Origin of the sequence: Pseudomonas matsuisoli (assembly GCF_014647635.1) — a bacterium.
Taxonomy (GTDB): Bacteria; Pseudomonadota; Gammaproteobacteria; order Pseudomonadales; family Pseudomonadaceae; genus Pseudomonas_P; species Pseudomonas_P matsuisoli.
In genome coordinates this window covers 203,337-229,542 of the sequence record NZ_BMPO01000003.1, presented here as the reverse complement: position 1 = coordinate 229,542, position 26,206 = coordinate 203,337, and the positions used below count along the sequence as shown (strand labels likewise).

25 protein-coding genes and 1 pseudogene are annotated in these 26,206 nt (G+C 59.3%); 18 read left to right on the top strand and 8 right to left on the bottom strand.

The features are described 5' to 3' along the window. The first annotated feature begins 140 nt into the window (after positions 1 to 140). The 5 genes from aroC (at position 141) to IEY47_RS07305 (ending at position 4,805) form a co-directional block, all read left to right on the top strand. Entirely contained in the window at positions 141 to 1,232 is a 1,092-nt protein-coding gene (gene aroC, locus IEY47_RS07325; protein ID WP_188982515.1) for a chorismate synthase, read from the top strand. 54 nt (positions 1,233 to 1,286) lie between these two features. Further along, positions 1,287 to 2,438, top strand: coding sequence for an MFS transporter (locus tag IEY47_RS07320; protein WP_188982514.1), 1,152 nt, complete (start codon positions 1,287 to 1,289; stop codon positions 2,436 to 2,438). A 25-nt stretch (positions 2,439 to 2,463) separates the two neighbouring features. Beyond that, entirely contained in the window at positions 2,464 to 3,009 is a 546-nt protein-coding gene (locus IEY47_RS07315; protein WP_188982513.1) for an acireductone dioxygenase, read from the top strand. Between the two features lie 140 nt (positions 3,010 to 3,149). After that, positions 3,150 to 3,923, top strand: a complete 774-nt coding sequence (gene bamJ, locus IEY47_RS07310; protein ID WP_188982512.1) for a BamJ family beta-barrel-assembly machinery protein — start codon at positions 3,150 to 3,152, stop codon at positions 3,921 to 3,923. 459 nt (positions 3,924 to 4,382) lie between these two features. Next, the gene (locus IEY47_RS07305; protein WP_188982511.1) at positions 4,383 to 4,805 is read left to right on the top strand and encodes a YkvA family protein; all 423 of its coding nucleotides are present in this window, start codon (positions 4,383 to 4,385) and stop codon (positions 4,803 to 4,805) included. Between the two features lie 70 nt (positions 4,806 to 4,875). On the opposite strand, the pseudogene IEY47_RS07300 reads toward IEY47_RS07305, so the two are convergent. Further along, positions 4,876 to 5,604: pseudogene (locus IEY47_RS07300) on the bottom strand (EAL domain-containing protein); the annotation flags it as partial. A gap of 181 nt (positions 5,605 to 5,785) precedes the next feature. Beyond that, positions 5,786 to 7,870: a carboxy terminal-processing peptidase gene (locus IEY47_RS07295; protein WP_373293534.1), complete on the bottom strand. Its 2,085-nt coding sequence runs from the start codon at positions 7,868 to 7,870 to the stop codon at positions 5,786 to 5,788. A gap of 235 nt (positions 7,871 to 8,105) precedes the next feature. On the opposite strand from IEY47_RS07295, the gene IEY47_RS07290 reads away from it, so the two are divergent. Further along, positions 8,106 to 9,068 (top strand): NAD(P)H-quinone oxidoreductase, encoded by a 963-nt coding sequence (locus IEY47_RS07290; protein WP_188982508.1) that lies wholly within the window; start codon positions 8,106 to 8,108, stop codon positions 9,066 to 9,068. 43 nt (positions 9,069 to 9,111) lie between these two features. Then, the gene (locus tag IEY47_RS07285) at positions 9,112 to 9,945 is read left to right on the top strand and encodes an aldo/keto reductase (protein WP_188982507.1); all 834 of its coding nucleotides are present in this window, start codon (positions 9,112 to 9,114) and stop codon (positions 9,943 to 9,945) included. A 5-nt stretch (positions 9,946 to 9,950) separates the two neighbouring features. On the opposite strand, the gene metR is transcribed toward IEY47_RS07285, so the two are convergent. Then, positions 9,951 to 10,877: a transcriptional regulator MetR gene (gene metR, locus IEY47_RS07280; protein ID WP_188982506.1), complete on the bottom strand. Its 927-nt coding sequence runs from the start codon at positions 10,875 to 10,877 to the stop codon at positions 9,951 to 9,953. Between the two features lie 277 nt (positions 10,878 to 11,154). Between metR and ybaK the strand changes: the two genes are divergently transcribed. The 4 genes from ybaK (at position 11,155) to IEY47_RS07260 (ending at position 15,936) form a co-directional block, all read left to right on the top strand. Continuing rightward, positions 11,155 to 11,628, top strand: coding sequence for a Cys-tRNA(Pro) deacylase (gene ybaK, locus IEY47_RS07275; protein ID WP_188982505.1), 474 nt, complete (start codon positions 11,155 to 11,157; stop codon positions 11,626 to 11,628). A 121-nt stretch (positions 11,629 to 11,749) separates the two neighbouring features. Then, complete coding sequence (locus tag IEY47_RS07270) at positions 11,750 to 12,844, top strand: NADH:flavin oxidoreductase/NADH oxidase (RefSeq protein ID WP_188982504.1); 1,095 nt, start codon at positions 11,750 to 11,752, stop codon at positions 12,842 to 12,844. Positions 12,845 to 13,006: 162 nt separating this feature from the next. Beyond that, on the top strand, positions 13,007 to 14,350 hold the full coding sequence (locus tag IEY47_RS07265; protein WP_188982503.1) for a glutamine synthetase family protein: 1,344 nt from the start codon (positions 13,007 to 13,009) through the stop codon (positions 14,348 to 14,350). A gap of 206 nt (positions 14,351 to 14,556) precedes the next feature. Then, on the top strand, positions 14,557 to 15,936 hold the full coding sequence (locus IEY47_RS07260) for an MFS transporter (RefSeq protein ID WP_188982502.1): 1,380 nt from the start codon (positions 14,557 to 14,559) through the stop codon (positions 15,934 to 15,936). Between the two features lie 17 nt (positions 15,937 to 15,953). On the opposite strand, the gene IEY47_RS07255 is transcribed toward IEY47_RS07260, so the two are convergent. The 4 genes from IEY47_RS07255 to flgA all read right to left on the bottom strand — a co-directional run bounded on the left by IEY47_RS07255 (position 15,954) and on the right by flgA (position 18,573). Beyond that, positions 15,954 to 16,700 carry a flagellar brake protein gene (locus tag IEY47_RS07255; protein WP_188982501.1) on the bottom strand — a complete coding sequence of 249 codons (747 nt, stop codon included), beginning with the start codon at positions 16,698 to 16,700 and terminating at the stop codon, positions 15,954 to 15,956. An 83-nt stretch (positions 16,701 to 16,783) separates the two neighbouring features. Beyond that, positions 16,784 to 17,254: a flagella synthesis protein FlgN gene (locus IEY47_RS07250; protein WP_188982500.1), complete on the bottom strand. Its 471-nt coding sequence runs from the start codon at positions 17,252 to 17,254 to the stop codon at positions 16,784 to 16,786. A 50-nt stretch (positions 17,255 to 17,304) separates the two neighbouring features. Further along, positions 17,305 to 17,631, bottom strand: coding sequence for a flagellar biosynthesis anti-sigma factor FlgM (gene flgM / locus IEY47_RS07245; RefSeq protein ID WP_188982499.1), 327 nt, complete (start codon positions 17,629 to 17,631; stop codon positions 17,305 to 17,307). 171 nt (positions 17,632 to 17,802) lie between these two features. Further along, on the bottom strand, positions 17,803 to 18,573 hold the full coding sequence (flgA, locus tag IEY47_RS07240; RefSeq protein ID WP_188982498.1) for a flagellar basal body P-ring formation chaperone FlgA: 771 nt from the start codon (positions 18,571 to 18,573) through the stop codon (positions 17,803 to 17,805). A gap of 73 nt (positions 18,574 to 18,646) precedes the next feature. Between flgA and IEY47_RS07235 the strand changes: the two genes are divergently transcribed. The 4 genes from IEY47_RS07235 (at position 18,647) to IEY47_RS07220 (ending at position 22,317) form a co-directional block, all read left to right on the top strand. Further along, on the top strand, positions 18,647 to 19,579 hold the full coding sequence (locus IEY47_RS07235; protein WP_188982497.1) for a chemotaxis protein CheV: 933 nt from the start codon (positions 18,647 to 18,649) through the stop codon (positions 19,577 to 19,579). A gap of 49 nt (positions 19,580 to 19,628) precedes the next feature. Then, the gene (gene cheR, locus IEY47_RS07230) at positions 19,629 to 20,456 is read left to right on the top strand and encodes a protein-glutamate O-methyltransferase CheR (protein WP_188982496.1); all 828 of its coding nucleotides are present in this window, start codon (positions 19,629 to 19,631) and stop codon (positions 20,454 to 20,456) included. A gap of 120 nt (positions 20,457 to 20,576) precedes the next feature. After that, entirely contained in the window at positions 20,577 to 21,416 is an 840-nt protein-coding gene (locus IEY47_RS07225; protein ID WP_188982495.1) for a hypothetical protein, read from the top strand. Next, positions 21,406 to 22,317, top strand: coding sequence for a 1-aminocyclopropane-1-carboxylate deaminase/D-cysteine desulfhydrase (locus IEY47_RS07220; protein ID WP_229779300.1), 912 nt, complete (start codon positions 21,406 to 21,408; stop codon positions 22,315 to 22,317). The genes IEY47_RS07225 and IEY47_RS07220 overlap by 11 nt, the downstream gene beginning before the upstream one ends. Before the next feature lie 15 nt (positions 22,318 to 22,332). On the opposite strand, the gene IEY47_RS07215 is transcribed toward IEY47_RS07220, so the two are convergent. Further along, complete coding sequence (locus tag IEY47_RS07215; RefSeq protein ID WP_188982494.1) at positions 22,333 to 23,283, bottom strand: DUF1853 family protein; 951 nt, start codon at positions 23,281 to 23,283, stop codon at positions 22,333 to 22,335. Between the two features lie 98 nt (positions 23,284 to 23,381). Between IEY47_RS07215 and IEY47_RS07210 the strand changes: the two genes are divergently transcribed. Genes IEY47_RS07210 through IEY47_RS07200 form a run of 3 tightly spaced genes read left to right on the top strand, consistent with a single transcriptional unit; the run spans position 23,382 to position 26,143 of the window. Then, positions 23,382 to 24,275: an NAD(+) kinase gene (locus tag IEY47_RS07210; protein ID WP_188982493.1), complete on the top strand. Its 894-nt coding sequence runs from the start codon at positions 23,382 to 23,384 to the stop codon at positions 24,273 to 24,275. Positions 24,276 to 24,281: 6 nt separating this feature from the next. Further along, the gene (locus IEY47_RS07205; protein ID WP_188982936.1) at positions 24,282 to 25,253 is read left to right on the top strand and encodes a metallophosphoesterase; all 972 of its coding nucleotides are present in this window, start codon (positions 24,282 to 24,284) and stop codon (positions 25,251 to 25,253) included. Beyond that, positions 25,250 to 26,143, top strand: a complete 894-nt coding sequence (locus IEY47_RS07200; RefSeq protein WP_188982492.1) for a rhomboid family intramembrane serine protease — start codon at positions 25,250 to 25,252, stop codon at positions 26,141 to 26,143. The genes IEY47_RS07205 and IEY47_RS07200 overlap by 4 nt, the downstream gene beginning before the upstream one ends. The last annotated feature ends 63 nt before the right edge of the window (positions 26,144 to 26,206 follow it).

Below are 26,206 nucleotides of genomic sequence, written 5' to 3'. Positions count from 1 at the left end.
TTTGGAGCGTCGCATCCGAATAAAGTTTGGTGCGCAAGCGTATTGCGCGAACCCGGTGGACCGCAGGAGCGGACCTCGTGAATGTCCCTACCTCGGGTATACTCGCGGCCTTCCACTGAATCAGGTTCGCGGAGCGTTGCATGTCCGGCAATACCCTTGGCACGTTATTCACAGTCACGACCGCTGGCGAAAGCCACGGCCCAGCGCTGGTCGCCATCGTCGACGGCTGCCCGCCCGGTATCGCGCTGTCGCCCGAAGATCTGCAGCGTGATCTCGATCGCCGAAAGCCGGGCACGAGCCGTCATACCACGCAGCGCCAGGAAGCCGATGAGGTGGAAATCCTGTCGGGTGTTTTCGACGGCGTGACGACAGGCTGTGCGATCGGACTGCTCATTCGCAATACCGATCAGAAGTCCAAGGATTACTCCGCGATAAAAGACCTGTTTCGCCCCGCGCACGCTGATTACACCTATCACCACAAATACGGTGTACGTGACTATCGAGGCGGGGGCCGCAGCTCGGCGCGGGAGACCGCGATGCGCGTGGCCGCGGGTGCTATCGCGAAGAAGTATCTGGCGAGCCAAGGCATTCAGGTACGCGGTTACATGAGCCAGTTGGGCCCAATCGAAATACCGTTCAAAACCTGGGACAGTGTCGAGCAGAACGCCTTTTTCTGTTCTGATCCGGACAAGGTGCCAGAGCTCGAGGCGTACATGGACCAGCTGCGCCGCGACCAGGATTCCGTTGGTGCGAAGATCACCGTGGTGGCCGACGGCGTGATGCCGGGTCTCGGGGAGCCCATATTCGATCGACTAGACGCTGATCTCGCGCATGCGCTGATGAGCATCAATGCCGTCAAAGGTGTCGAGATCGGCGCCGGATTCGCTGCGGTCGCGCAGCGCGGTACCGAGCACCGTGACGAGCTGACGCCAGAGGGTTTTCTGTCCAACAACGCCGGTGGCGTGCTCGGGGGTATCTCGTCCGGTCAGCCGATCGTTGCGCACCTGGCCCTCAAGCCGACGTCCAGCATCACGACGCCCGGCCAGTCCATCGATATCGAAGGCAATCCCGTCGAAGTCATCACAAAAGGTCGCCACGACCCTTGCGTGGGTATCCGTGCGACTCCGATCGCCGAAGCCATGCTGGCCATCGTGTTGATGGATCACCTTCTACGCCATCGCGCGCAGAATGCAGACGTGAAGGTGACGACGCCGGTGCTCGGCCAGCGCTGAGCAGCAGGTCTGCCGCACCCCTACGATGATTCTAAGTTCGAGCAGTAGTCGCCAATGAACACATTTCCTTATTGGCGACTATCGAGTTTTTACCTCTGCTATTTCTCGCTACTCGGTGCAACCGCGCCATTTCTCGCGCTCTACTTTGATTACCTGGGCTTCCCGCCGGCACGCATTGGCGAGCTCGTGGCCATTCCCATGCTGATGCGCTGCATCGCGCCCAACCTGTGGGGCTGGCTGGGCGATCGAACCGGAGAACGCCTTCGAATCGTTCGCTTCGGTGCGATTTGTACATTTCTCAGCCTCGCATTGCTATTCGTTGACCAAAGTTATGCCTGGCTGGCACTGGTCATGGCGCTGCACGCTTTCTTCTGGCATGCCGTGTTACCGCAGTTCGAAGTGATCACGCTTGCGCACTTAAAGGAGCGCACTGCGAACTATAGCCGGGTACGGGTATGGGGTTCCGTTGGGTTCGTGCTGGCTGTGGTGGGCCTGGGCAAGGCGTTCGAGCTGGCCGGGATGGGGATCTACCCATGGACGTTGCTGATCATCGTTGCCGGCATCGTCGTCAGCAGTTTCTGGGTGCCATCGGCGTCTCCTGTCGTTCGGGAACAACGCATCGATGTGGAGGGCTTCTTTGGGCAACTCCGGCGTCCCGCCGTACTGTGCTTCTTTGCCAGCGTCGCGCTAATGCAGTTGTCGCATGGGCCTTACTACACCTTTCTCAGCATTCATTTACAGACCTTGGGTTATACCCGTAGCGTCATCGGGCTGCTCTGGGCGCTGGGGGTGCTTTCGGAAATCGTACTTTTTCTATTCATGGCCAGCATCATTTCCCGTTTCGATGTGCGTCAGGTCTTGGTGGCAAGCTTTCTGCTGGCCGCATTGCGCTGGCTGCTGCTCGGTATATTGGCCGATCATCTTGCGGTGCTGCTATTGGCGCAGTTATTCCACGCTGCGACCTTCGGTGCGTTTCATGCCGCCGCCGTGCATTTCGTACAAGGTGCTTTCGGCCATCGCGAGCAAGGCCAGGGGCAGGCACTTTATGCCGCACTTGCCGGTACCGGTGGAGCCTTGGGCGCGCTGTATTCGGGTTACACCTGGAGCACGCTGGGCGCCGGTTGGACCTTCGCGATAGCGAGCCTCGCGGCGTTGGGCGCGGCGGGCATCATCTGCGTGCCGTCGACGCGGCGGAATCCCATATGAATCAACTCTGAAAAGGAATGGGCCAATGAATGCGTTGACCGTTTATCACGACCTTCACCCGGAGTGTCCTATAAAGATGTTGACGCATCTCGACGACATCGCCCGGACCTTGAGTGAAATCGATGTAGGCTTCGAGCATCTGGATGTCATCACGGCAAGCGCTTTCGCGATGACCGAAGCAGAGATCGCGGACCATTACCGGCGAGAGATCGATCGGCTCAAGACCGCACGGCATTGCCCGGTAGTCGATGTCATTCGCCTCGATCGTCAGGCATTCGATCGAGCAGCGGCGTATCCGGACTGGCGCGTCGAGCACGTTCAGAACGAGCCTGAGCTTTGGTTTGTGGTCGATGGCGCCTGTTTGCTCGCGCTACACGCCAGCGACCGGGTGTTTACGATCCACTGCAAGGCCGGCAACGTCATTGCCGTTCCAGCGGGATATGCCCGATGGTTCGATTTCGGCGAACGCCCGCATTTCGCCGCTATTCGGTTCCACGCTGAAACGAGCGGTCGTTTAACCAAGACATTGGAGAACGGTATCGCCGGGCGCTTTCCAGGGCTTGATGCCTGAGCGGTACAAGGTCCGCGAAGGCGCCATGGCTGAACTAATCGCCACATCGGCTTTCGTATGGCCCGTGGCTCATACCGGAGCAGCCTGCTAAGCTCGCCGCTTCATCGACCCGCTCAAGAGCGTAAGGAACAGGAATTAGCATGAGACAACATCGGTTGGCAGCAGCCGTGGCCCTGGTGGGCCTCGTTTTGAGCGGTTGCGACTCGCAAACCAGCGACAAAAGCGCCGAGATCGAACTGAATACGCCAGCGCAGAAAGCGTCCTATGGCATTGGCCTGAACATGGGCAAGAGCCTTTCCCAGGAAGGCATGGACGACCTCGATTCCAAGGCCGTCGCGCTGGGTATCGAAGATGCCATTGGCAAGAAAGAGCAGAAGATCAGCGATGACGATCTGATCGAGGCGTTCGGTTCGCTGCAAAAGCGTGCCGAGGAGCGCATGACCCAGCTCGCCGGCGAAACCGAGGCTGCAGGCAAGAAATTCCTGGAAGAGAACGGCAAGCGTGATGGCGTGACCACCACGGAGTCGGGCCTTCAATACGAAGTGCTGAATAAGGCGGACGGCGCTCAGCCGAAAGCTACCGATGTCGTGACCGTGAACTACGAAGGCAAGTTGATCGACGGTACGGTCTTCGACAGCTCCATCCAACGCGGTTCGCCAATCGATCTACCGGTTAATGGCGTCATCCCCGGCTGGGTTGAAGCCCTGCAGTTGATGCATGTTGGCGAGAAGTACAAGCTCTACATTCCGAGCGAGTTGGCCTACGGTGAGCAGAGCCCGAGCCCGGCGATTCCTGCCAACTCGGTTCTTGTATTCGAACTCGAGTTGCTCGGTATCAAGGATCCGCAGGAGCAGAACGGGGCAGCCCCAGAAGCGCCCGAAGCTCCGGAGCAAGGCGAAGAGCCTGCTCAGTAAGCGCTGCTTACGACAACGCCCCGCTTAGCGGGGCGTTTTTGTTTGGGCGATGGGGGCAACCGTTGCCGCCGTCGGCGGGTCTGTATTTAAGAGCGCAGCAGGCATACGGATTGGCGCTTGATTCGACCTACGGCAAAGTGGCGATTCATTCGTTCAAACCGCGATATGGATGCCTCAGCAAGCCGTTGGATAGTATCGATACGCATATCGCCACGGATGGTTATGCACATCCTTGTAGATATTCGCAAGACCGTAGCGCTAAATTTTCAGCGTTATGTGGTGATTTATAAGTCGCTGTTATTTAAGCGATTTTTGGATGAGCAAAAAACGCGCGATCTGTATCGGAGCCCCGTAAATCGGGCGATTGCGTAGGTCATCCCATATTTGTGAACAGGTTTATCCACAGCTTCTGTGGGTAACCTTCGCGATACCTTGTACCGCGCAGTATTGGAGGAAGTAATGAAGACGCCCTGGTACCTGCTTAGATTCGTTCCTGTTGCAAGAACGATCATGGCCAGTGGCCGTTTGCCGCTGTTGCTCGCCAATGTCGTTCGCAAAGGGCGCGCGCATGGCACAAGCAATATCAAGGGCGACCTGGGTCTACTCGCCGCATTGTGTCGGGCCTATTGGAAAGGCGAGTACCGCGCTGTCAATCCCAAGGCATTATTGGCGATCGTGGCGGCATTGGCCTATTTCGTTTCGCCGTTGGACCTGGTGCCGGACTGGATTCCCGTACTCGGCTTGCTGGACGACATGGCAGTCATTGGCTGGGTAATGAAAAGCTGGTCCACTGAGTTAGATGCGTTTCGGCGTTGGCGTGATCAGCAGCCGCAAGCGACTCAGCGGGCGTTAGACGCTCCGTTGGAAGGCGAAAGGCTGTAGCTCAGGTGCGGTGTTTATCCTCAGGTCCCCTTTAAGCAGCGCCGACGTTCAAGAAATCAGGGGTGTGGGAAGGCGCGGGGAGTGGATGGCTCAGCAGGTAGCCTTGCACCAGATCAATGCCCATGTCGGCGAGCGTTTGCAACTCTTCTGGCTGCTCGATGCCCTCGGCGATGACTCTCGCGCGTGACGCCTTGGCCATATTCAGAATGGCGCCGACGAATTCTCGTTTGACCGAGTCGTGATGAATGCCGTCGATGAAATGGCGATCAATTTTTACGTACTCGGGCCTGAGCTCGGACCACAGCTTCAAGCTTGAGTAACCCGCACCCAAGTCGTCGAGCGCAATGGCGAAACCTTGCGACCGATAGCAGGCAAGCGCACCGGCGAGCATCGCTGTGTTGCCCGTTGGCATGTCCTCGGTCAGTTCGATGACTACGCGGTGGGCAGGTATTCCGAGTGAGTGCATCAACGCAAGCGTGCTGCCGGATGACTGTTTGGGGGCGAGTAACGCCTCCGGTGAGACGTTCAAGAAAAGTTTGCCCGGCAGGTTCATCTCATGAAACCGCAAGCAGGCAGCATGACGGCACGCACGCTCTAATTCGGTACGCCGTCCAGCGCGCTGCGCCGTTTCGAACAGTGCTTGTGGGGTATGCAAATAGGAGTCGGCTGGGCCTCTGCTGAGGGCTTCGTAGCCATGGAGATCGCGCTGGGCGATGCTGAAAACAGGTTGGAACAGCGTCTGCAGATTATGCTGCGACAACAAGCTATCCAGGGCGTATAGCTGTTCGTCGGGGCTCATGTAAGGGTCCTGAATGAAACGTGCGTCTTAGGTCACTGCAACAAACGACTCGCGCTGACCGCATCGCCGTCCTTCTAACTGTGCTCTTAGGTCGGCGCTATTTCACGACAGTTTCGTGACACTTTAATGACTTGAGAGGCCCGGCAGCGAACTCGAACGAGCCCGCTGCCGAAAGGTAAGGTTACTGCTTGGCGACACGGGCCTGGAGGCCGAGGTAATCAAGCAGGATATGCCCGGTCTCGGTGAGGTACGCATCGTCTTCGGGCTTCACGTCCTTTTCGTTGCCCGTTACCAACGCTTCGTTTTCGTCCTCTGCCGCCAACTTCTTAAGCGGCTCCTCGCCCTTGGCGCGGCGACGGTCGTTTTCGATCGTCAGCTGTTTCGCCTCTATCCCATTCTGATAAGCCCGGCGCTTCTGCTCATTGAGGCTCACCGTGGTGTCCTTCATCAGCTCGCGGTTCAGGCTCAAGCGTTCACGACTGAACACGAAATCAGGATTGGTGGACGTGCGTTTCTCATGCTTGCTCTTAAGGTCGTCGATGAAGGGGCCGAATGGATCGGTGCGCGGACGAATCACTGCGCTGATGCTGTCCCAGGGCATGGCCTCCGGTAGAGCACTTTCGCCGATCTCTTTCGTGTCGACGATCGCAGGATACTCAATGTCCGGAATTACACCTTGGTGCTGTGTGCTCTGACCGGAGACGCGGTAGAACTTCGCTAGCGTCAGCTTCAGCTCGCCATGGTTCAGGGGCTGGATGGTCTGCACCGTCCCCTTGCCGAACGTCTGGCCACCGATAATCAGCGCACGATGGTAGTCCTGCATGGCGCCCGCAAAAATTTCCGACGCAGACGCGGAAAGCCGGTTCACCAATACCGCCATGGGGCCGGTGTAGAACGCATTGGTTTCTTCACCTGCGAGGACGTCGACGCGGCCATCGCTGTTGCGTACCAGAACCGTCGGGCCCTGGTCGATGAAGAGGCCGGTCAGCTCGGTGGCTTCCTGCAACGAACCACCACCGTTATTACGTAGGTCGATGACGATCCCATCGACCTTGTCTTTCTGCAGTTCGCCGATCAGGCGTTTCACATCACGCGTCGTGCTTTTGTAGTTCGGATCGCCCGCGCGGAACGCTTTGAAGTCGAGGTAGAACGCGGGTACTTCGATCACCCCGAGCTTGAACTTCTTGCCTTCATGATCGAGGCTGAGTACCGATTTTTTCGCCGCCTGCTCTTCAAGCTTGACGGCTTCCCGCGTGATCGCAACCACGCGCGTGGATTCATCGTTTGGTGCGTTGCTGGCAGGAATGACCTCTAGGCGAACCTTGGAGCCTTGCGGGCCACGAATCATCTTCACGACTTCATCGAGGCGCATGCCGAGGACGTCGACCATTGCGTCATCACCCTGAGCGACGCCCACGATCTTGTCGGCAGGGGCCAGTTGCTTGCTCTTTTCCGCCGGCCCCGCAGGCACCAGACGTACGACCTTTACGTGATCGTTGTCGCTCTGCAACACCGCGCCGATCCCTTCCAGGGACAAGCTCATATTGATGTCGAAGTTCTCGGCGTTTTCGGGCGACAGGTAGTTGGTATGAGGATCGTAGGTCTGCGCGAAGGCGTTGATGTACGCCTGGAAGATGTCCTCGCCACGAGTTTGCGCAAGGCGTGCCAGTTGGCTTTTATAACGCCGCGTCAGCAGTTCCTGTATCGCTTTCGGTTCCTTGCCGGTCAGCTTCTGCCGAAGGACTTCGTCCTTGACGCGCTTGCGCCAGAGATCGTCCAGCGCTGCGTTGTCCGCGGGCCAGTCGGCATTCTCGCGGTCGACCTGGAATTCCTCGTCAGCCGTGAAATCGATCTTGTCGATGCCGTTCTCGATCAGGCCAAGCGCGAACTCGAGGCGGACTTTCTGCCGATCGAGGTAGCGTTTGTAGATGGTGAAGCCAGGTTCGAGCTGGCCGTCGCGCAGGAAATTATCGAACTGCTTGCGCCAGGGTTCGAACTCGGCGATGTCCGCCGCAGTGAAAAAGCTGCGCGAAGGGTCAAGCATCTTGATGTAGCCGTCGAAGATTTTCTCCGAACGCGCATCATCCAGCGGCGGCTTGTTGTAGTGGTGACGCTTGAGTAACTCGACGACGTTCAGGCTTGCAATGACCTGGTCGCGGTCGGGCTGCAAGGCGTCCCATTCGTTCGTTGCCGGTTTGGCCTGGAGGGAAAAAGATCCGAAGGCCAGGGCAAGGGCAACGGTTGTACTTCCGATGAGTCGCTTCATGTGCATTCGACGCGCTGACAAGTGATAACGCATATTAGGCCGTCTAACAGGGGCGCGGTTCCTTGGGAAACGCGCCAAAAACGCGAAAAGCCAGACGGCAGGCGAAAGGGTTGAACGAAGTCAGATGGCGTCGAGTCAAGCCTGAAGATGCCGATTTCAAGGCGCAACGCGAATCGCTCGTTCAACCGCTCAAGCGCAGCGCTGGATGAGGTTCGGAAGTCACTATGGAGGCAGCGTGAAAGCATTGCAAGGTATTGAAGGGCGAGTGGAATGGGTCGATGCAAGCCCGCTGGCATGTAGCCCGGGGCAGATCAGAATCAAGGTTGCAGCAGCGGGGCTCAATCGCGCAGACCTTCTGCAACGTGATGGTTTGTACCCACCACCCCCGGGCGCTAGCCCTTATATAGGCCTGGAATGCGCGGGCGTCGTTGCCGAGGTCGGCGAAGGTGCGGCTTGGAACGTCGGTGACAAGGTGTGCGCGTTGCTTGCCGGCGGCGGGATGGCCGAAGAAGTGGTCGTGGACGCGCGCCATGCTTTTCCCGTGCCGGACGGACTGACGTTGCACGAGGCAGCGGCAATCCCGGAGGTGTATTGCACGGCGTGGTTGAATCTCTTTGAGCTAGCAGGCTTGCAGCGGGGTCAGAAGGTCCTGCTGCACGCTGGGGCCAGCGGTGTCGGTTCGGCAGGTATTCAGCTCTGCAGAGCCATGGGTAACCCCGTTTGGGTCAGTGTCGGTTCGGCCGAGCGTCTGGCGTACTGCGAGTCCTTGGGCGCCGAGGGTGGTGCCTTGCGTAAAGTCGATCTTGAAAGCCTGCGTGACTTCGCGCCATTCGACGTCATTCTTGATCCAGTCGGTGCGCCATACGCGTCGCTCGATGTCGATCTCTTAGGTATGGACGGCCGTTGGGTACTCATCGGGCTCATGGGTGGGCGCAAGGCTGAATTGGACCTAGCCAAGATCCTGGGCAAGCGAATCCAGCTCATCGGCTCCACCTTGCGCAGCCGGGACGCGGACTTCAAGGCGACGTTGATCGGCGACATGCGTGAGCGCGTCTGGCCGCTGTTCGCGGACCGCCAACTCAAGCCGCAGCTCGAGCGAACGTTCGCGGCGGAGGATGTGAGTGCGGCATTCGAAGCGCTGGCGAGTAACACCGTTTCCGGCAAAGTCGTCGTCGTGATCGATGGTGATTTGCACTGAGCCCGCCTGCGCGGATGGACATACCAGAAGCGGGGGATCGCAAATGAAGATGTTGGAGTTTGCCGATGGCACGCCAGTGCCTCGTATCGGGCAGGGAACGTGGCGGATGGGCGAAGTCCCCAGCGAGCGGCAGCGCGAAGTATCTGCCTTACAGCTGGGCATCGAGCAGGGAATGACCCTCATTGACACCGCTGAAATGTATGGGGAGGGCGGCGCTGAAAAAATCGTCGGCCAGGCGATCGAAGGACGCCGAGATCGTGTGTACCTCGTCAGCAAGGTCTACCCCCACAACGCGAGCCGGCGCGGCGTGATCGACGCCTGCGAGCGCAGCCTTCGCCGGCTGGGTACCGACAGGATCGACCTCTATTTGCTGCATTGGCAGGGTAGCTACCCATTAGAGGAAACGGTCGAGGCGTTCGAGCAACTCCAGCGCGACAACAAGATCGGTCAATGGGGTGTTTCCAACTTCGATACGTCGGACATGCAGGCGCTCGAAGCGCTGGATTTATCGGGATGTGCGACGAATCAGGTGATCTACAATCCGTCGCAGCGCGGGATTGAGTTCGACCTAATTCCCTGGGCCAAGGCCCGGGAGATGCCGCTCATGGCGTACTGCCCGCTGGGGCAGGGCAATGAGTTGCTGACCCGGGATGTATTGGTGGAGATCGCAAGGCGGCATGATTGCGGACCCGCGCAAATCGCCCTCGCGTGGGCTCTTCGCCAAGACGGCCTCATTGCAATTCCAAAGGCGGCGGAACCTGCCCACGTCAAAGCCAACGCAGCGGCGATGGCGCTTGTGCTGACCGCGGATGACCTGGACCTCATCGATCGCGCACTGCCTGCGCCGACGCGTAAACGTCCTTTGGTAATTGTGTGAGCGAGTCACTTCCCTCGCGAGGCGACGCTGACGCCTTCCAAGGTCGCAAATGAGGTGTCCTTCGCCGTTAATAGAAAGTCGCGCATGAACGGCGCATCCAGCATGTCGGCCCGGATGGCCGCATGGAGTGTCGAGAATAGGCCGCGTTCGCCTAGTTTCTTCGCGGTGACGTAGCCACGGGAGCTGTATTCATGCAGCGCCCAGTTCGGCAAGCAGCACACGCCGCGTCCAGACGCGACGAGCTGCATCATCATGACCGTCAGCTCGGATGTACGAATCTGCGCTGGCTCGGCGCCTGCGGGTTCGAGAAAGTGATTGAAGATATCCAGTCGATCGCGCTCGACCGGGTACGTAATCAGGACTTCCGGTTCGATATCTTCTGGCACCACGAACGCCCGTGTGGCCAGCGCATGCTGGTTCGCTACGGCAAGGAGCGCTTCGTAGGTGAACAGGGGGACATAGGTAATGCCTGGGATGTCGACGGGGTCCGCGGTCACCACCAGGTCCAGATCGCCGCGGGCCAACGCGGGGAGCGGTGCGAATGAAAAGCCGGAGGCAAGATCGAGCTCCACTTCTGGCCATGCATCTCGAAACTGGTCGATCGTCGGCATTAGCCATTGGAAGCAGCTGTGGCATTCGATCGCCATGTGCAGCCTTCCAGCAGTCCCACCTGCAAGCCTGGACAGATCGCGTTCGGCGCCGCGCAGTTGGGGCAAGACGTCGTCCGCCAATTGCAACAATCTGAGCCCTGCACTGGTGAATCGAACGGGCTTGGTCTTCCGTGTAAAAAGCTGAATGCCCAAGCGCTCCTCGAGTTCTTTGAACTGGTGGGATAGCGCGGATTGGGTGAGATGCAATCGTTCCGCTGCCTCAACCAGGCTGTCGGTTTCCCGCAGTGCATGAAGCGTTTTCAGGTGACGAATTTCCAGCATTACGGGGATCTCATGCAGGCTGCTCGCAGGGCGGGATACAGCGATAAGGTGTGGGCGTGCATCATGAAGCGCGCTAATGGACGCGAGTGTCGCGCAGGGTGGGGGGTGTGTCGAGGGCTGTGTGACATCGGCGCATCGTTCACCCGCGTGGATAAGGCGGCGCTGTTATCCACCCTACTTAGCTGAGGGCGCAATGTGCAGCGTTCATCTCGTGGGGTGGATGGCCGAAGCCATCCACCGGTGTATCGTGGGCGCGCTATCGAGGTATCTGAATGCTATGACTCCCGCCATTGATCTATTGAAAAAAGCAAAAGCCGAGCACCGCATACTGAGCTATGTGCACGACCCAAAAAGTGCGTCCTATGGGCTCGAAGCGTCGGAGAAACTGGGACTGGAACCGGCGCGCGTGTTCAAGACGCTGCTCGTGGCGACAGAGCGGCATGAATTGCTCGTTGCGGTCGTTCCAGTGACCGGTACGCTGGATCTCAAAGCACTCGCCCAGGCAGCGGGCGTCAAAAAAGTCGAGATGGCTGACCCGTCAATCGCGCAGCGTGCCACGGGTTATCTCGTCGGTGGGATTAGCCCGCTGGGGCAGAAGAAGCGTCTGCGAACCTTTATCGACAGTTCGGCGCAGGCACACGCAGCTATTTACGTGAGCGCTGGACGTCGCGGGTTGGAAGTGGAACTGGCCAGCGGCGTGCTGGCTCAACATGCATCAGCGTCGTTTGCAGCGATCGCTAAGCCCGGCTAGCCGGCGCGATTGGCAATGACTGGGTTGGCAGACCGCCTGGCGCTTCCGTCCGGCCCCTTCTATCGTTGCAGGCAAACGCTTCGTTCGAGTTTGCTCCTTGTATCCGCCAGTTGAGGTCACCATGACGAAATTATTCGAACCGTTCACTCTCCGTGAGCTCAAGCTGCCCAACCGGATCGCCGTATCGCCCATGTGTCAGTACTCGGCGCAGGATGGCGTCGCCAACGATTGGCATCTGGTCCACCTCGGCAGTCGCGCGGTGGGCGGCGCAGGTTTGGTCGTTGTCGAGGCGACGTCCGTTTTGCCGGAAGGGCGTATTACACCCGAAGACCTCGGCATCTGGGACGACAAGCACATCGAGCCATTGCGTCGTATCACGCAATTCCTCGAAGGGCAGGGGGCTGTGGCAGGCATCCAACTCGCCCATGCAGGCCGCAAGGCGAGCACGTGGCAACCGTGGCTGGGCAAGCAGGGCACCGTTCCGCCGAGCGAGGGCGGCTGGGTGCCGGTTGCGCCGTCCGCAATCGGCTTCGGTCCCGATCACGCAGAGCCCGAAGCCCTTTCGCAAGATGAGATTCAGGAGGTGATCGCGGCTTTTGTCGCCGCTGCAAAACGCTCCTTGGCGGCCGGTTTCAAGGTGGTCGAGATTCATGCGGCGCACGGCTACCTGTTGCACCAGTTTCTTTCGCCGCTTTCAAATCGTCGTGAAGATGAATACGGCGGCAACTTCGAGAATCGCATCCGCTTGCTTCTTGACGTCGCAGGTGCGATTCGTGACGTCTGGCCGGCGGCGCTTCCCGTGTTCGTAAGGTTGTCTGCGACCGACTGGGTCGAGGATGGCTGGAATGCCGAAGAGTCGGTCGCGCTCGCGCAGCGTTTGAAGTCATTGGGCATCGATCTGATCGATGTTTCCTCCGGCGGTACCTCGGCCAACGCCGAAATTCCAACCGGCCCTGGGTACCAAACCGCCTTCGCAGAGCAGATCAAACGTGAAGCCGGCATCGCGACGGGGGCGGTCGGCATGATTACCGAGGCTGTGCAGGCGGAGCACATCCTACGCACGGGCCAGGCCGATCTCATTTTTCTCGCGCGTGAGTTGCTGCGTGATCCCTACTGGCCGCTGCACGCCGCAGAGGCGTTGCATGAGCGCTCCGTACCGTGGCCGGCGCAGTACCTTCGCGCGGCGCATCGGGACACCCCTATCCGCGGAGCCTGAGTGCTGCGATCGAGTGCCTGACATCTCCGTCAGGCACTCTGGCGGGTATAGAATTCATCGGTCTGCGCCGGGCGATATCGATCACACCGGCCGCCTTAAAGAGGTGGTATCTGCGATAGGGCAGGCCATCGTGGTTAGCCTTCGATTTGATAAGGATCTGTCATGGCGTGCGAGGACCGTGATTCGCTGATGCAGCGATTCGTTGGTATCGGTGAAATCGAGTGCGTTACCCCTGATCTGAACGGTGTTCCGCGAGGCAAGGTGATGACCGCGGACGGGTTCTTCGAGGGGCGCCGACTGCAGATGGCTCGCGGCGTGTTGTTGCAATGCATCATGGGTGGGTATCCGCCGGCGCATTTCTACGGTGCAGATGATGGTGACGTGGAGATGCGGCCGGATTTGGGTCAGGCGCATCGGTTGACGTGGAGCGCCACGCCCAGGGCGTTGGCCATCTGTGATGCGGTGGAGCTTGACGGTCGCCCTTGTGCGCTTTCAACCCGGACAATTTTGAAAGAGGTGCTGGCGCGTTATGCAGCGGTCGGCCTTGCTCCGGTGGTGGCCACGGAACTGGAGTTCTTCGTTTTTGCACCCAATCCCGATCCGCAGAAATCGTTCGAGGCCCCGATCGGAATGGATGGCCGCCGCGAGATCGGCCATTCGGCGTTCAGTGTTTCTTCGAACAATGGCTTGCGACCCTTCTTCGAAGAGGTGTACCGCGTCATGTCCGACTTCGGCATGCCGCGCGACACGTTCATGCACGAGATGGGCACCAGCCAATTCGAGATCAACCTCCTGCACGGTGACCCGTTGTTATTGGCCGACCAGACGTTCCTGTTCAAGCACGCACTCAAAGAGATCGCGCTGAATCATGGGTTGATCGTGGTATGCATGGCCAAACCGCTGGCAGGTACCGCCGGTAGCTCGATGCATATTCACCAGAGCGTCGTCGAGGCGGACACTGGTTTGAACGTCTTCACCGATAAGGACGGGCAGCCGACGCCGGCGTTCCTGCATTTCATTGGCGGGCTCCAGGCCGCGCTAGGCGATCTGACGCTGTTGCTCGCACCGCACGTAAACTCCTATCAGCGACTGTGTAATCCTTACGCGTCGCCTAACAATTGTTGCTGGTCGCTCGATAATCGCGCGGCCGGTTTGCGCATTCCGGCAAGCTCGCCTGCTGCACGCCGTGTCGAGAACCGTTTGCCGGGGGCGGATGCGAATCCTTATCTCGCCATTGCAGCCAGTCTTGCCGCCGGCTTGCATGGCATGACAAAGCGCTTGGAGCCGGACGCCGCCGTTCAGGGCGACCTTGTGGTGCCGGACCGTTTGGTTTTGCCAAGCACCATGCTCGCCGCGCTGGATCGTCTGAAACGAAGCGAATTGGCCAGAGCGCTATTGGGTGACGAGTTCGTGGACGGTTACGTGGCGACGAAGTCCATGGAGCTATCGAGCTTCTTCGACGAAATCACGCCCTGGGAGCGGCGCGTTCTAGCCGCGCAGGCTTAAGGGTTCCGGTACTGTCAGGCAAGGTCATCCGCGGGAAAAACAAAAATAGCGAGTACGGAGAACGCACCGTATCGGTGCTGTCTCAGGTGTGGATTCATCACGGCAGCATGGACGGTTGCCGTTCACCACTTTGTGTTCTGGGCTCTCCAGTCTCGTCGTTTATTAGCGACGAGCCGGCCGTAGGCCCTTATTGGATCGGGGTTTCAATGCGTCTCATCTGGAAGTCTTTCCGCGCACTTTATTTCGCAACAGTACTCATGCTCCTGGGCTCGGGCCTGTTGAGTACCTATCTCGCATTACGCTTGTCCGAGTCCGTCGACGGGATCTGGGTCGGCGCGATGATGGCGGCGAATTACCTCGGTCTGGTACTTGGCGCGAAGACAGGGCATCGCCTCATCGCACGGGTCGGGCATATTCGCGCCTACGCGGCCTGCGCGGGTGCGGTAAGTGCTGCTGTGCTGGGGTTCGGGCTTATCGACTGGTTGCCGATCTGGCTGGCGCTACGGATGCTCGTAGGCCTATGCATGATGTGCCAGTACATGGTGATCGAGAGTTGGTTGAACGAGCAGGCGGAAGCCAAGTCAAGGGGCATGGTTTTCAGTGCCTACATGGTCGCGTCGTACATGGGATTGGTGCTGGGGCAGATGGTGCTAGTGGTGCACCCGTCCTTGGGCCCGGAATTATTGATGCTGGTGGCGATGTGTTTCGCCCTGTGCCTGGTGCCTGTGGCGCTGACTGGCAAGCTTCACCCGGCGGCCTTGCGACCCGCCCCGATGGAGCCACGGTTCTTTATCGAGCGCGTGCCCTTGTCGCTGATGACGACGCTTACCGCTGGGCTGACCATCGGAGCGTTCTACGGCCTGGCCCCGCTCTACGCTGCACGCATCGGTCTGCCGACCGAGCAGGTGGGCTTGTACATGGGCGCTTGTATCTTCGCGGGCCTGGTCGTGCAGTGGCCACTGGGTTGGTTCTCCGACCGTAGCGATCGGTCCAAGCTGATACGCGCCGCGGCGCTGGCGATGAGCGTGATGGCGTTGCCGTTGGCAATAATGCCGACGATCGAGTTGCCATTCCTCCTGCCGCTGGCCTTCTCCGTCAGCATGTTGCAGTTCTGCCTGTATCCACTGGCAGTGGCCTTCGCCAATGACCATGTCGAGGGCGAGCGGCGGGTATCACTTACCGCGATGCTGTTGGTGACCTTTGGTATTGGGGCGAGTATCGGGCCGTTGTTGGGCGGGCTGCTGATCAAGTACCTGGGTCCCAACATGCTGTACGCGTTCTTCTGCGTGTGCGGCCTCGTGCTTGCCTGGCGCGTCCGTCCCGACAAGGTCACGCATGAGCATCAGGTCGAAAACGCACCGCTGCTCCATGTGCCGATGCAGGACGGGACGGGCAGCTCCCCGCTGAAAGCGGCGCTAGATCCACGTGTCGACGAGCAGGTCGTGCAAGACGTCATGACCGACACGCCCGCCGAAGACTCGGAAGACGTAACGGCTGCGGAAACGGCGGGCAAGGAGGGTCCTGCGGTAGAGGACGTGGAGGCGGGTGTCGATGCTCGTTCGCCAAGCGTCGAGCCTAAGCCCTGAATGGCGTGGGCTCGCGCTCAGAATAGATCGCTATCGAGCTTTCGGGCCTCACGTTGCAATTGATAAACGAAACGCTCGACCTGCCGTTGAGCGGGGCCGCTGATCTGATGGAAGCGAACGCCGGCAAAGGTCGTGTCGGCCGCATCGACGTAATGGCAATGGCGAAGCTCGGCGGCCATCGTCAATTCACCGAAGGGCAGTCTGGCATTCAACGTTTCGTACACCTGGCCGGGTTGAAGCCGCTCGGTCACGTCGCCTGTGAAGCGCAGTTTGCACCCCGTGGCGGAGATATCGAGCATTTGTCCGGTCAGCGCGCCGCGTAACCGTTTTCCGCTCAATCCGACATCTACCAGCTCGGACATCTTGAGCGGGACCCTGAACGCATTTCGCCGCTGGTGATAGACGACCTCGTCCGGTAGATACCCCCAGTAGCACTTGGCGCCGCTCAGCTCACCAATCTGCAAGGCCTGAGTGTAGGTCCAGGAAATCTTCACCCCGTCATGGAAGCCATGCACGTCGAACGCTTCCGCCTCGGCGATGAAGCGTTCGCCGTCGTTGGGAATCAGCTCGTCGAGTGCGTAGACGCCACGCTCTTTGTCCACCGCGACAAGAAAACTCTGAAACACCTGGTTGCGCCCCTCGAAGCGAATGACGAGTGGATCACGACCTTCCTGGAGCAGACGCAGGTTGGCGTGAATTTCCAGCGAAGTCTTGAGGACGCGTGGGGGTTGCGGACCCTCGCTTTCGGCGAAAGGGATGGACACGTACGGCGCTCCCGTCGATTGTTGATCACCAGCATCCTGGCGTGGGCGCAGTATATTGCGTTGCTGCGTGAAGTGAAGGCCTGTCAGGCTTCGCTCAGCGGGCGCTGATAACCGCCTCTGGCGGTCGTGCCGCGACGGTCGTAAAGATTCGGGGTATCGTTACCGCCGCGCAGAATGCTCACAAGCTTGCCCACAGCCGCCTGGTTGGCATTGATAAGCCGGCCATTTCGCAGGTTGTATTCTCGGCAGCGCTCCAGCCGCTCATTGAGGGCTTCGCTTTTTTCGATCAGCAGGGCGCCATCCGGCGAGCGAGCGGCCAAGGCTTCGAGCCCTTGGCGATCCGCACTGAGTTGCGCCTTGCGCATGAGGTCGCCACGCGAGCGTGCGTGCTGGTCCAGCAATGCGAGCAAGGGCTGCTTCTCGGCAAGAATCGTTTGCAGGCGATCCAGCTCACGGTCCCGCAACGCCTCGAATTCGGCGTCGATCAGTTCGACCAGGCGATCAGCGTGAACGATATCTTCTTCAAATAATTGAAGCAGGGCAGTTTGCGGCATATTTAACTCTTCGAATCAGCATCCAATGGGGTCAGCGTCGACCCGATGGATCAACGCTGGGTTTCGAAATCGAGCAGCTTGCTTGCAACTTTCTGGCTGTCGACTTGGTAACTGCCGTCGGCAACGGCTGCCTTGAGTCGGGCCACTTTTTCACTATCCACGACCGGAAGATCTTTCATACGGTCGGTCAGGCCTTGAAGGTCTTGTGCTTCCTGGCTCAGCTGAACCCGTTCACCGCTGGGCGCGCTGGTGTCCTTGGTAACCTGGGTTTCGGCAGTTTTTGCCGTCTTTTCAACGGGTTGATTCGCCGTCGTTGCTGCGGTTCGGCCCGTTGATGGGGACGATGCGGCATTTGGCCGATTGAATTCGATGACCATGTTCCTAAACCTCGTAGTGGACGCTTGCCAAGCTTTTCGGCACTGCCTTAGAAAACTTGAGCGTCTTTTTTTCCCAACTGCCTGGAACGAGCAGCGGGGCCATTCTACACCTCCAGCGCTAGGGCGTCCGTCGCCTGAGGTGATGGCCGTACGAGGAAGGTCCGGATGGCGCTACATATCCACCTCGACCTGGCCTGGCCCGGTCACGCGTGCTTTGACCACGCGTTCGGAGCGTTGATTGCGAACCCTGATCTGTTGTCCTCGGGCACCGTCGGCCAAGGCTTCGCCGGGCATACGTACATCGATGACACCGCTGCGCGCCGAAATCACCACTTGGTCACCTTTATGAATTACCTCAGCTTCATCGAGAAAGGACGGGCTGAGTACCTGGTCCATGACCGTTGGGCGCGTGAGCTTCTTGCCCACGACCTGATCCACGGAAGTGATATACCCTTGTTTGATCAAACCGATGTCCCGTTCCGCCAGTGCGACCTGCTCCGGGCCCACAACAGCTAGGCGTTTGAGCGGTTGTGTCGTGACCACCACATTCCGGAAGAACTTCACTTGTCCGGGTACGAAGACGGTCCAGGGAGCGCTCCCGGTACAGCTGACGCGTACAGTGACTCGTCCGATGGGCTCGACGGGGCTTTCAAGCGCTGCGTCGAGTCCGGTATCGCAATAAGCGAGGCGCAAGCGCGAGTCGATGGAGTTGATGCTGATCTCATGCCGTGCTTCGATTGCGCTACGTTGTAGATAATCTTCCACGGCCCACTCAAGAAACCCTTGGGCAGTGCCGATAAGCTGGTTAGGTGTGGTGCTGGTTTCCTGAGCTTGTGCGGACGGCATCACCATAAGGCCGAGGCAGAGCGCGAACACCGCTACCCCACTCTCTATCGAGCGGTAGGGGATGAGCTGCCGGAAAAGTGACGTGAATGTATTCATATCCGGGTTTTAGCAAGAGGCATGCCTACTGCTAGGTCGGGGAATACGAATTTGTCTTTATGAGGTAATCGGCATGGCCGGTGTATTGGATTCGGTTAACCAGCGCACGCAACTGGTCGGGCAGAACCGTTTGGAACTCCTTCTGTTCCGCCTGGACGGCCCGCAGCTCTATGGCATCAACGTCTTCAAGGTGAAGGAGGTACTGCAGTGCCCGAAACTTGTCGTGATGCCGAAATCCAGCCCAGTCGTACGTGGTGTGGCGAACATTCGTGGCGGTACGCTACCGATCCTCGACCTGTCGCTGGCGACCGGACGTCGTGGGCTCGATGACATCAAGAACAGCTTCGTGATCATTACGGAGTACAACTACAAGGTTCAGGGTTTCCTGGTTCGCTCGGTGGAACGTATCGTCAACATGAACTGGGAGTCGATTCATCCGCCGCCCAAGGGAACAGGCCGCTCGCACTATCTAACGGCAGTGACGCGGGTCGACGACAAGCTCGTTGAAATCATCGACGTGGAGAAAATCCTTGCCGAGGTCGCGCCTACATCGGAAACCATCTCCGAAGGTGTGGTTAGCAGCGAAACGCAAGCCAGGGCGATGTCCAGGAAAGTGCTGATCGTGGACGATTCTTCCGTTGCCCGGAAGCAGGTGAAACGTTGTCTGGAAAGCGTTGGGCTCGAAGTGGTCGCGCTGAACGATGGCCGTCAGGCGCTGGGTTACCTGCATGAGTTGCTTGATGCAGGCAAACAGCCGACCGACGAGTTCTTGATGATGATTTCCGATATCGAAATGCCAGAGATGGACGGCTACACGCTGACGGCAGAGGTTCGGCACGATCCGCGGATGCAGAAGCTGCACATCCTGCTGCATACATCGCTGTCCGGCGTCTTCAACCAGGCGATGGTAAAAAAGGTCGGGGCGGATGACTTTCTACCCAAGTTCAAGCCGGATGAGTTGGCATCTCGTGTTGTCGAACGGATCAATGCGGTTCACGGAAGCTGATAGAGCAGCTTCCGTTCCCTTAGCTTTTCTTTGCGCATGAGGCGACTGAGTGTCATCGACTAACGCGGATTTCGAACAGTTCCGGGTCTTTCTCGAAAAGACGTGCGGGATCCTGCTCGGCACCAATAAGCAATATCTCGTCTCCAGCCGTCTGAATAAGTTGATGGAGCAGCAAAAGATCGGCTCGCTCGGCGAACTCGTACAACGCATGCAGTCGCCCACGCGAGGCAGTTTGCGTGAGCAGGTCGTCGATGCGATGACGACCAACGAAACGCTCTGGTTTCGCGATGCCTATCCTTTCGAAGTCATGAAATCGAAAGTGTTGCCAGAGGCGATCAAGGCCAGCCCAGGACAGCGCTTGCGGATATGGTCCGCCGCCTGCTCTTCAGGGCAAGAGCCTTATTCGCTGGCAATGACGCTCGACGAATTCGAGCGGTCGAATCCAGGGCAGTTGCGCGCGGGCGTACAGATCATTGCGACGGACCTTTCCGGGTCCATGCTGACGGCGTGCAAATCAGGTGAATACGACAGTCTCGCGATGGGCCGCGGTTTGTCCCCAGAGCGTCTGCAGCGCTTCTTCGACCCCAAGCCGCCGGGGCGTTGGGCCGTCAAGCCGCCGATCCGCAGCCGTGTCGAATTCAGGTCGCTCAACTTGCTGGACAGCTACGCGGTGCTGGGTAAATTCGATGTGGTGTTCTGTCGTAACGTGCTGATCTATTTCTCGGCTGAGGTCAAGAAAGACATCCTTACCCGCATTCATGCGACGCTCAAACCGGGCGGCTATCTCTTCTTAGGGGCCTCGGAAGCGCTGAACGGCCTGCCGCATCTCTACCAAATGGTCCAGTGCAGTCCTGGCATCATTTATCAAGCGAAGTAATCTTTTTTTGCCAGTTTGCTGCGAACTGCGTCACATTGCTTTGATTGGGCTTTGCCTAAACTTGCCGTCACTGCCAGGCCCATCAGGCGAGTCTGGCGCAGGATGCGTGCAGGAGCAGGTATGAGCTCGATCAGGCAAGGCGGTATGACCGAGGCGGTGTTTCTCTTTGATCTGGCAACAATTTTCAGGGAGATGCTGTTACCTGAATTTGATGCATTGCTTGACGGTTTCGCCCGCATCGATCGATTCTCCGGCATGCGAGTTAACGCGGCCTACGTGCTGATCGATAGCCACTTGTCCGTACGCTCATTGGTGTGTTTCCAGATCGGTTTCACTGCGACGGGCGTCCCTTCCTCCCAATGGAACCTGCCGCTGCGCCAAATGGCGGATCGTGCACGCTCATGCCAGATGCCTTGCGGCGACGTCATGCGCGTTGCCAGCTATTCGCGCTGCGAAGACAGAACGTTCGCCGATCATCTGTGGGATCCCACCGAGCGGCATCTACACGCCATCAAAGCAAGCGTCGCACGTAATCGACTGGGTATCGTGGCGTCGAATGACGCATCAAGGGATATGGGCGAGCGGCCGTCAAGCGAAACGAATACAGCGGACGCGCACTATATGGCGCGCATTACCGAATTACTGCGCGACCACAAGCGCGCGTTGGCGGCGCTCGAGAAGCAGCATGACGAAGCGCTAGCCCGCGTGCGCGAGGAAGAGCGCGCGAAGACCCGGCATTGGCATCAGACCGCGCTACGCTTGAATCGGGAGCTACTGGCATTGCGTGGCAGTATCGCGCAGGTATCCGATCATGGTGAGCTACGAAACGCCGCGGAGACTGCGGTAGGTGCACCATCGCGGGCTAGCGTGAGTTCCGTCTTCCGGGCAGAGGTGCCGCAGACAGAGATGCCACACACAGAGTGTGCTCCAGGCCGCAGGGATAGCCGGTTTGGCGGATGACTGGCCGCAAGCGCTCCTACAACGTATCGTCTTTCCATGGCTCGTCGATGCGCGCATTGAGCTTGCGGTACTTCGGCTCGATTGCATCGACCCTTCCGTCAACGGCAACAAACCTTTCAAGCTTGCGGGATACCTTGCAGAGGCCCGCGCGCGTGATGCCGACACGCTGATCAGCCTCGGTGGTCCTTATTCCAATCATCTGCATGCGCTCGCCAGCGTGGGTCGTCGAGAAGGCTTCCATACGGTAGGCCTGGTGCGCGGCCACCCTTGTAGAACACCTACGATCGATGATCTGGAAGCATGCGGCATGCACCTGCATTGGCTGGGCTACCAAGGCTACCGCGAACGTCATCGTCCAGGTTTCTGGGACGACTGGTTAGCGCGTTATCCCACCGCTATGGAGATTCCGGAGGGTGGCGGTGGACTCATGGGCGCGGTCGGGTGCAGTCCGATCGTCGACCTGATCCGTAAAAGCCTGCACGCGGTGGACTGGCCTGAATACGATCAAATCTGGATTGCGGCTGGCACGGGTACCACGCTGGCGGGGCTTGTACTGGCAGAAGCGGGGGCTCATCCGGTAGTCGGGGCGCTTGCCGTCCCTTGCGATCACGGCGTGCCAGAAAACGTTGGCCAAATATTCGCAGCTGCGATGCGGACGAATATGAGGTATCGACTCGTGGACGCCAGTCGACGCGGATTCGGACGGGTCGATGATGAACTGCTTGGGTTCATGCGCACATGTGAAGCGCAATGCGGCGTTCCGCTAGAGCCTATCTACACCGCGAAAACCCTGCTGGCGCTCAAGCAGGCGGTGGAAGCGAATGCCCTTGAAGCGGGCAGTCGTATCGTATTCGTCCATACCGGTGGCCTTCAGGGCCGTCGTGGGTTCGATGTCTACTGATTGCTGCTTCTTGCGCTACGGTGAGGAGGCTTGCGGCTCGTGCTCGAATTCTGGCCAATGATCATCCATCATCAGCACACGCTCCACCTCCTGCCAGGTAAACGCATCCTTCCGTTCGAAGCGTGCCAGCATCGTTCCGGGTAGCGGCTGTGGGCGTGCGTTGAGCCATGCCCCCGTCATCGTGTTATCCCAGCGTTCCTCATTCGTGCACAGTATCGGCGCGAACCATTGGCGACGGGTCAACGGCTGCCATTCGCCTGCGTCCTGAAGCGATTCCCATGCGAAGCGGCGTAGCCAACGGCTGCGAAGATGCAGTGGATGAACGCCCAAAGGGGGCGAGCACGGCGGCTCGGGATAAAACAAACATCCGCCCATCCACATCGATGCGCGAGGAATCACGTCCGTATAGGCGTTTAAAGCTGCTTGGCCTTCAGGCGTTCGTGTGATCGCCAATTGGCGGTTGCGTAGGCGCTCTACCTTTGTGCCCAACTGGTCCGTGACGTCAGTGCCTCGCCAGGCATACAGATCCGTAGCTTCTTGGGTTTCCGGGCCCAGGTAGAACTTCACGGCGAACTCGACATGGTGAACGCCTGCGTCATCTTGGTAGAGCAGATCCATTTCGCCGAGTGTGCGGCCGTGATCGCGTACTGGGACATTAGCCGCGACGACGGTGATGCCAGGCGCATGCGCCAAAGCAAACTGCCAGAGCGCCTCGTAGTAATGCCCAAGGCGGCGTGAGCGCACGCGCTCGACGTACGCCGTCAGACTGCTGTCATCGTGATCGAGCGCAATCAGCCAGTCGTTCAGCTGATCGGGCTTTTCGCTCCAGGTACTCGCACTGAGTGGATGTCGTTGATCTTCGGGTGAATGCAGCAGCGGTGGTGCGGTCAGAACCCAAGCGAGGTCACGAACCGTGGCGGAGCGCAGGCGGCCAAGCAGTTCAGGCCCTGTTTCGAAGATTGTCATGGTTACCGTGCCTTCATAGGGTCAACAGACCCTTGGGTTTGCCGCTGCGTTGTTCAGTGCTCATAATTCGTCCGATCCGCCTCAAGCCCGGGAGTCCCATGGAGCAGTTTCGCAATATTGGCATCATCGGCCGCCTCGGTAGCGCGCAGGTCTTGGACACGATTCGACGGTTGAAACGGTTTTTGTCCGACCGGGGGCTCAACGTCATCCTGGAAGAAACGATTGCCGATGTATTACCCGGGCACGGAATGCAGGTGTCCTCTCGCAAATCTTTGGGTGAAGCCTGCGACCTCGTCATCGTAGTGGGTGGCGATGGCAGCTTGCTGGGCGCCGCACGCGTCATGGCTCACCACAAAGTGCCGGTGCTCGGTATCAACCGCGGCAGCTTGGGCTTTCTGACGGATATTCGGCCAGATGAGCTGGAAGTGAAAGTCGCAGAAGTGCTGGAAGGCCAGTACATGATGGAGAGCCGCTTCCTATTGGAGGCGGAGGTCCGGCGTCAGGGCGAGCGGATCGGCCAGGGCGACGCGTTGAACGATGTGGTGCTGCATCCAGGCAAGTCGACCCGAATGATCGAGTTCGAACTGCACATCGATGGCCAATTCGTCTGCAGTCAGAAGGCGGACGGCCTGATCGTCTCCACCCCGACGGGCTCTACGGCTTATGCATTATCCGCAGGCGGGCCGATCATGCATCCCAAGCTCGATGCCATCGTCATCGTGCCGATGTATCCCCACACGCTGTCTAGCCGACCTATCGTGGTCGACGGTAACAGCGAATTGAAGATCGTCGTCTCACCCAACATGCAGATCTATCCGCAAGTGTCGTGTGATGGGCAGAACCATTTCACCTGCGCGCCGGGCGACACGGTGAAGGTGAACAAGAAGCCGCGAAAACTGCGGCTTATTCATCCGCTCGATCACAATTACTACGAAGTGTGCCGGACGAAACTCGGCTGGGGGAGTCGATTGGGCTCGTCGGGGGAGCAGTAGATGATGATGCTTGACCCTGCGAGAGGGTACGACCTGATCGGTGATGTTCATGGCTGCGGCCGAACGCTCGAGCACCTGTTGGAGCGTATGGGCTACCGCCGCAGCGGCGGCGTATGGAAGCACCCGCGCAGAATGGCCATCTTTCTCGGCGATATCCTCGATCGAGGCCCGCGTATCCGCGAGGCGCTGCATCTCGTTCACGACATGGTGGATGCCGGGCAGGCGATTTGCCTGATGGGCAATCACGAATACGACGTGATCGGCTGGCACACCTTGGCACCCGCTGGGAGTGGACGGCGGCACATCCGCGAGCACAGCGAGCGTAATGCCCGGATCATCAGCGATACGCTGCAACAGTTCGAAGGGCATGCCGGTGACTGGCGCGACTTCATGGCGTGGTTCTACACGTTGCCTGTTGCTGTGGATGCCGGAGCATTTCGCGTCGTGCACGCCTGCTGGGATGCAACGCTCACTGCAGCGCTGTTCGAACGCTTCCCTGAAGGGTGTGTGGACGCCGCTTTCGTCGAAGCGTCCGGGATTGCCGACAGCCTGGCCTGCCGCACCTTCGACAGGCTGCTTCGCGGAACGGGCATGCGCTTGCCGGATGGGCGTACGATTCGTGGGCGCGACGGGTTCGAGCGTTCCGTGTTCCGAACCAAATTCTGGGAGCCGGCGCCACGTACCCTTGGCGATGTGGTGTTCCAACCCGACGGGCTCCCCGCGGACATGATCAATTGCGAGCTGTCAGACGATCAGCGTAACCAGCTATTGTGCTATGGGCGGGACGAGCCGGCGCTGTTCGTCGGGCATTACTGGCGCAGCGGCACACCCGAGCCCATTACGCCGAACCTCGCCTGCGTCGACTACAGCGCTGTGCTGGGCGGAAGGCTTGTCGCCTATCGCTATGACGGCGAAGCAGCCCTGCGTACGGACAAGTTCGTTTGGGTGGACGTCGAGCGACCGGAGGCGGGGCCATGAGATCGGTTGAAGCGTTCCGCGTTGCACTCGATGTCGATCTGCGTGACTTCGTCAAGTTGCTGCGCGCGCTGCGTGTTCCGCATCGGGTCGTGGAGGCGGGTGACGCTCAGATTCTGCTCGTTACCGACGAACAGGTCGCCCAAGAGGTGCGCACGTTGTACGCCACCCATCCCAACGGCGCCGACCCTGCTGGAGTGGTCGTTCCCGACGCGTTGCAGGCGCACGTGGGGCGGGGCAAGGCGACCGATCAATTGCGCAACCATCCGATGACGGCGGCGGTGCTTCTGCTGACGTTCGCCGTCGCGGTCTTCACCGGTTTCGGGGATCAGTTTTCGACGATCCGCTACCTGAGCTTTCTTGATTTCCGCATCCAGGGCCAATACCTGTATTTCGCGCCCATCGACCACACGCTCAACTCGCAGTGGTGGCGCCTGCTCACCCCGATGTTCCTGCATTTCGGCTTTCTCCATCTCGCCATGAACGGGCTCTGGTTCTGGGAGCTGGGCAAGCGCGTCGAAAAGTGGCACAACGCATCGATCCTCGTAGCTTTAACGCTGTCGATCGGGCTGCTTTCCAACGTCGCCCAGTATCTCTATACCGGGCCGAGTCTTTTTGGCGGGCTTTCCGGTGTGCTCTACGGTTTGCTGGGTTACTGCTGGATCTATCAGAAGCTGGCGCCCAATCCGGTGTTCCGGCTCCCTCCCGGCGTTGTGGCGATGATGCTGGTCTGGTTGGTGGTTTGCATGAGTGGCCTGGTGAGTGCGCTGGGGTTTGGTGCGATCGCCAATGCAGCGCATGTCAGCGGGCTGATTGCAGGGTGTGCCTGCGGCGCGATTGGCGGCTTGATCGGACGGCGAGGCCAGGGCAGCGCCAAGAGGGACGATCGCTAGCCGCTTGGCCTGTGGGCGCTCGACGATAGGGGGTGCAGCCCCTAGAATGCGCGCTCCACGCTT

Coding starts and splice junctions, on each gene's coding strand:
- aroC (WP_188982515.1), top strand. CDS start 141: ATGTCCGGCAATACCCTTGGCACGTTATTCACAGTCACGACCGCTGGC.
- IEY47_RS07320 (WP_188982514.1), top strand. CDS start 1,287: ATGAACACATTTCCTTATTGGCGACTATCGAGTTTTTACCTCTGCTAT.
- IEY47_RS07315 (WP_188982513.1), top strand. CDS start 2,464: ATGAATGCGTTGACCGTTTATCACGACCTTCACCCGGAGTGTCCTATA.
- bamJ (WP_188982512.1), top strand. CDS start 3,150: ATGAGACAACATCGGTTGGCAGCAGCCGTGGCCCTGGTGGGCCTCGTT.
- IEY47_RS07305 (WP_188982511.1), top strand. CDS start 4,383: ATGAAGACGCCCTGGTACCTGCTTAGATTCGTTCCTGTTGCAAGAACG.
- IEY47_RS07295 (WP_373293534.1), bottom strand. CDS start 7,870: ATGAAGCGACTCATCGGAAGTACAACCGTTGCCCTTGCCCTGGCCTTC.
- IEY47_RS07285 (WP_188982507.1), top strand. CDS start 9,112: ATGAAGATGTTGGAGTTTGCCGATGGCACGCCAGTGCCTCGTATCGGG.
- metR (WP_188982506.1), bottom strand. CDS start 10,877: ATGCTGGAAATTCGTCACCTGAAAACGCTTCATGCACTGCGGGAAACC.
- ybaK (WP_188982505.1), top strand. CDS start 11,155: ATGACTCCCGCCATTGATCTATTGAAAAAAGCAAAAGCCGAGCACCGC.
- IEY47_RS07270 (WP_188982504.1), top strand. CDS start 11,750: ATGACGAAATTATTCGAACCGTTCACTCTCCGTGAGCTCAAGCTGCCC.
- IEY47_RS07265 (WP_188982503.1), top strand. CDS start 13,007: ATGGCGTGCGAGGACCGTGATTCGCTGATGCAGCGATTCGTTGGTATC.
- IEY47_RS07260 (WP_188982502.1), top strand. CDS start 14,557: ATGCGTCTCATCTGGAAGTCTTTCCGCGCACTTTATTTCGCAACAGTA.
- IEY47_RS07250 (WP_188982500.1), bottom strand. CDS start 17,254: ATGCCGCAAACTGCCCTGCTTCAATTATTTGAAGAAGATATCGTTCAC.
- flgM (WP_188982499.1), bottom strand. CDS start 17,631: ATGGTCATCGAATTCAATCGGCCAAATGCCGCATCGTCCCCATCAACG.
- flgA (WP_188982498.1), bottom strand. CDS start 18,573: ATGAATACATTCACGTCACTTTTCCGGCAGCTCATCCCCTACCGCTCG.
- IEY47_RS07235 (WP_188982497.1), top strand. CDS start 18,647: ATGGCCGGTGTATTGGATTCGGTTAACCAGCGCACGCAACTGGTCGGG.
- IEY47_RS07225 (WP_188982495.1), top strand. CDS start 20,577: ATGAGCTCGATCAGGCAAGGCGGTATGACCGAGGCGGTGTTTCTCTTT.
- IEY47_RS07215 (WP_188982494.1), bottom strand. CDS start 23,283: ATGACAATCTTCGAAACAGGGCCTGAACTGCTTGGCCGCCTGCGCTCC.
- IEY47_RS07210 (WP_188982493.1), top strand. CDS start 23,382: ATGGAGCAGTTTCGCAATATTGGCATCATCGGCCGCCTCGGTAGCGCG.
- IEY47_RS07205 (WP_188982936.1), top strand. CDS start 24,282: ATGCTTGACCCTGCGAGAGGGTACGACCTGATCGGTGATGTTCATGGC.
- IEY47_RS07200 (WP_188982492.1), top strand. CDS start 25,250: ATGAGATCGGTTGAAGCGTTCCGCGTTGCACTCGATGTCGATCTGCGT.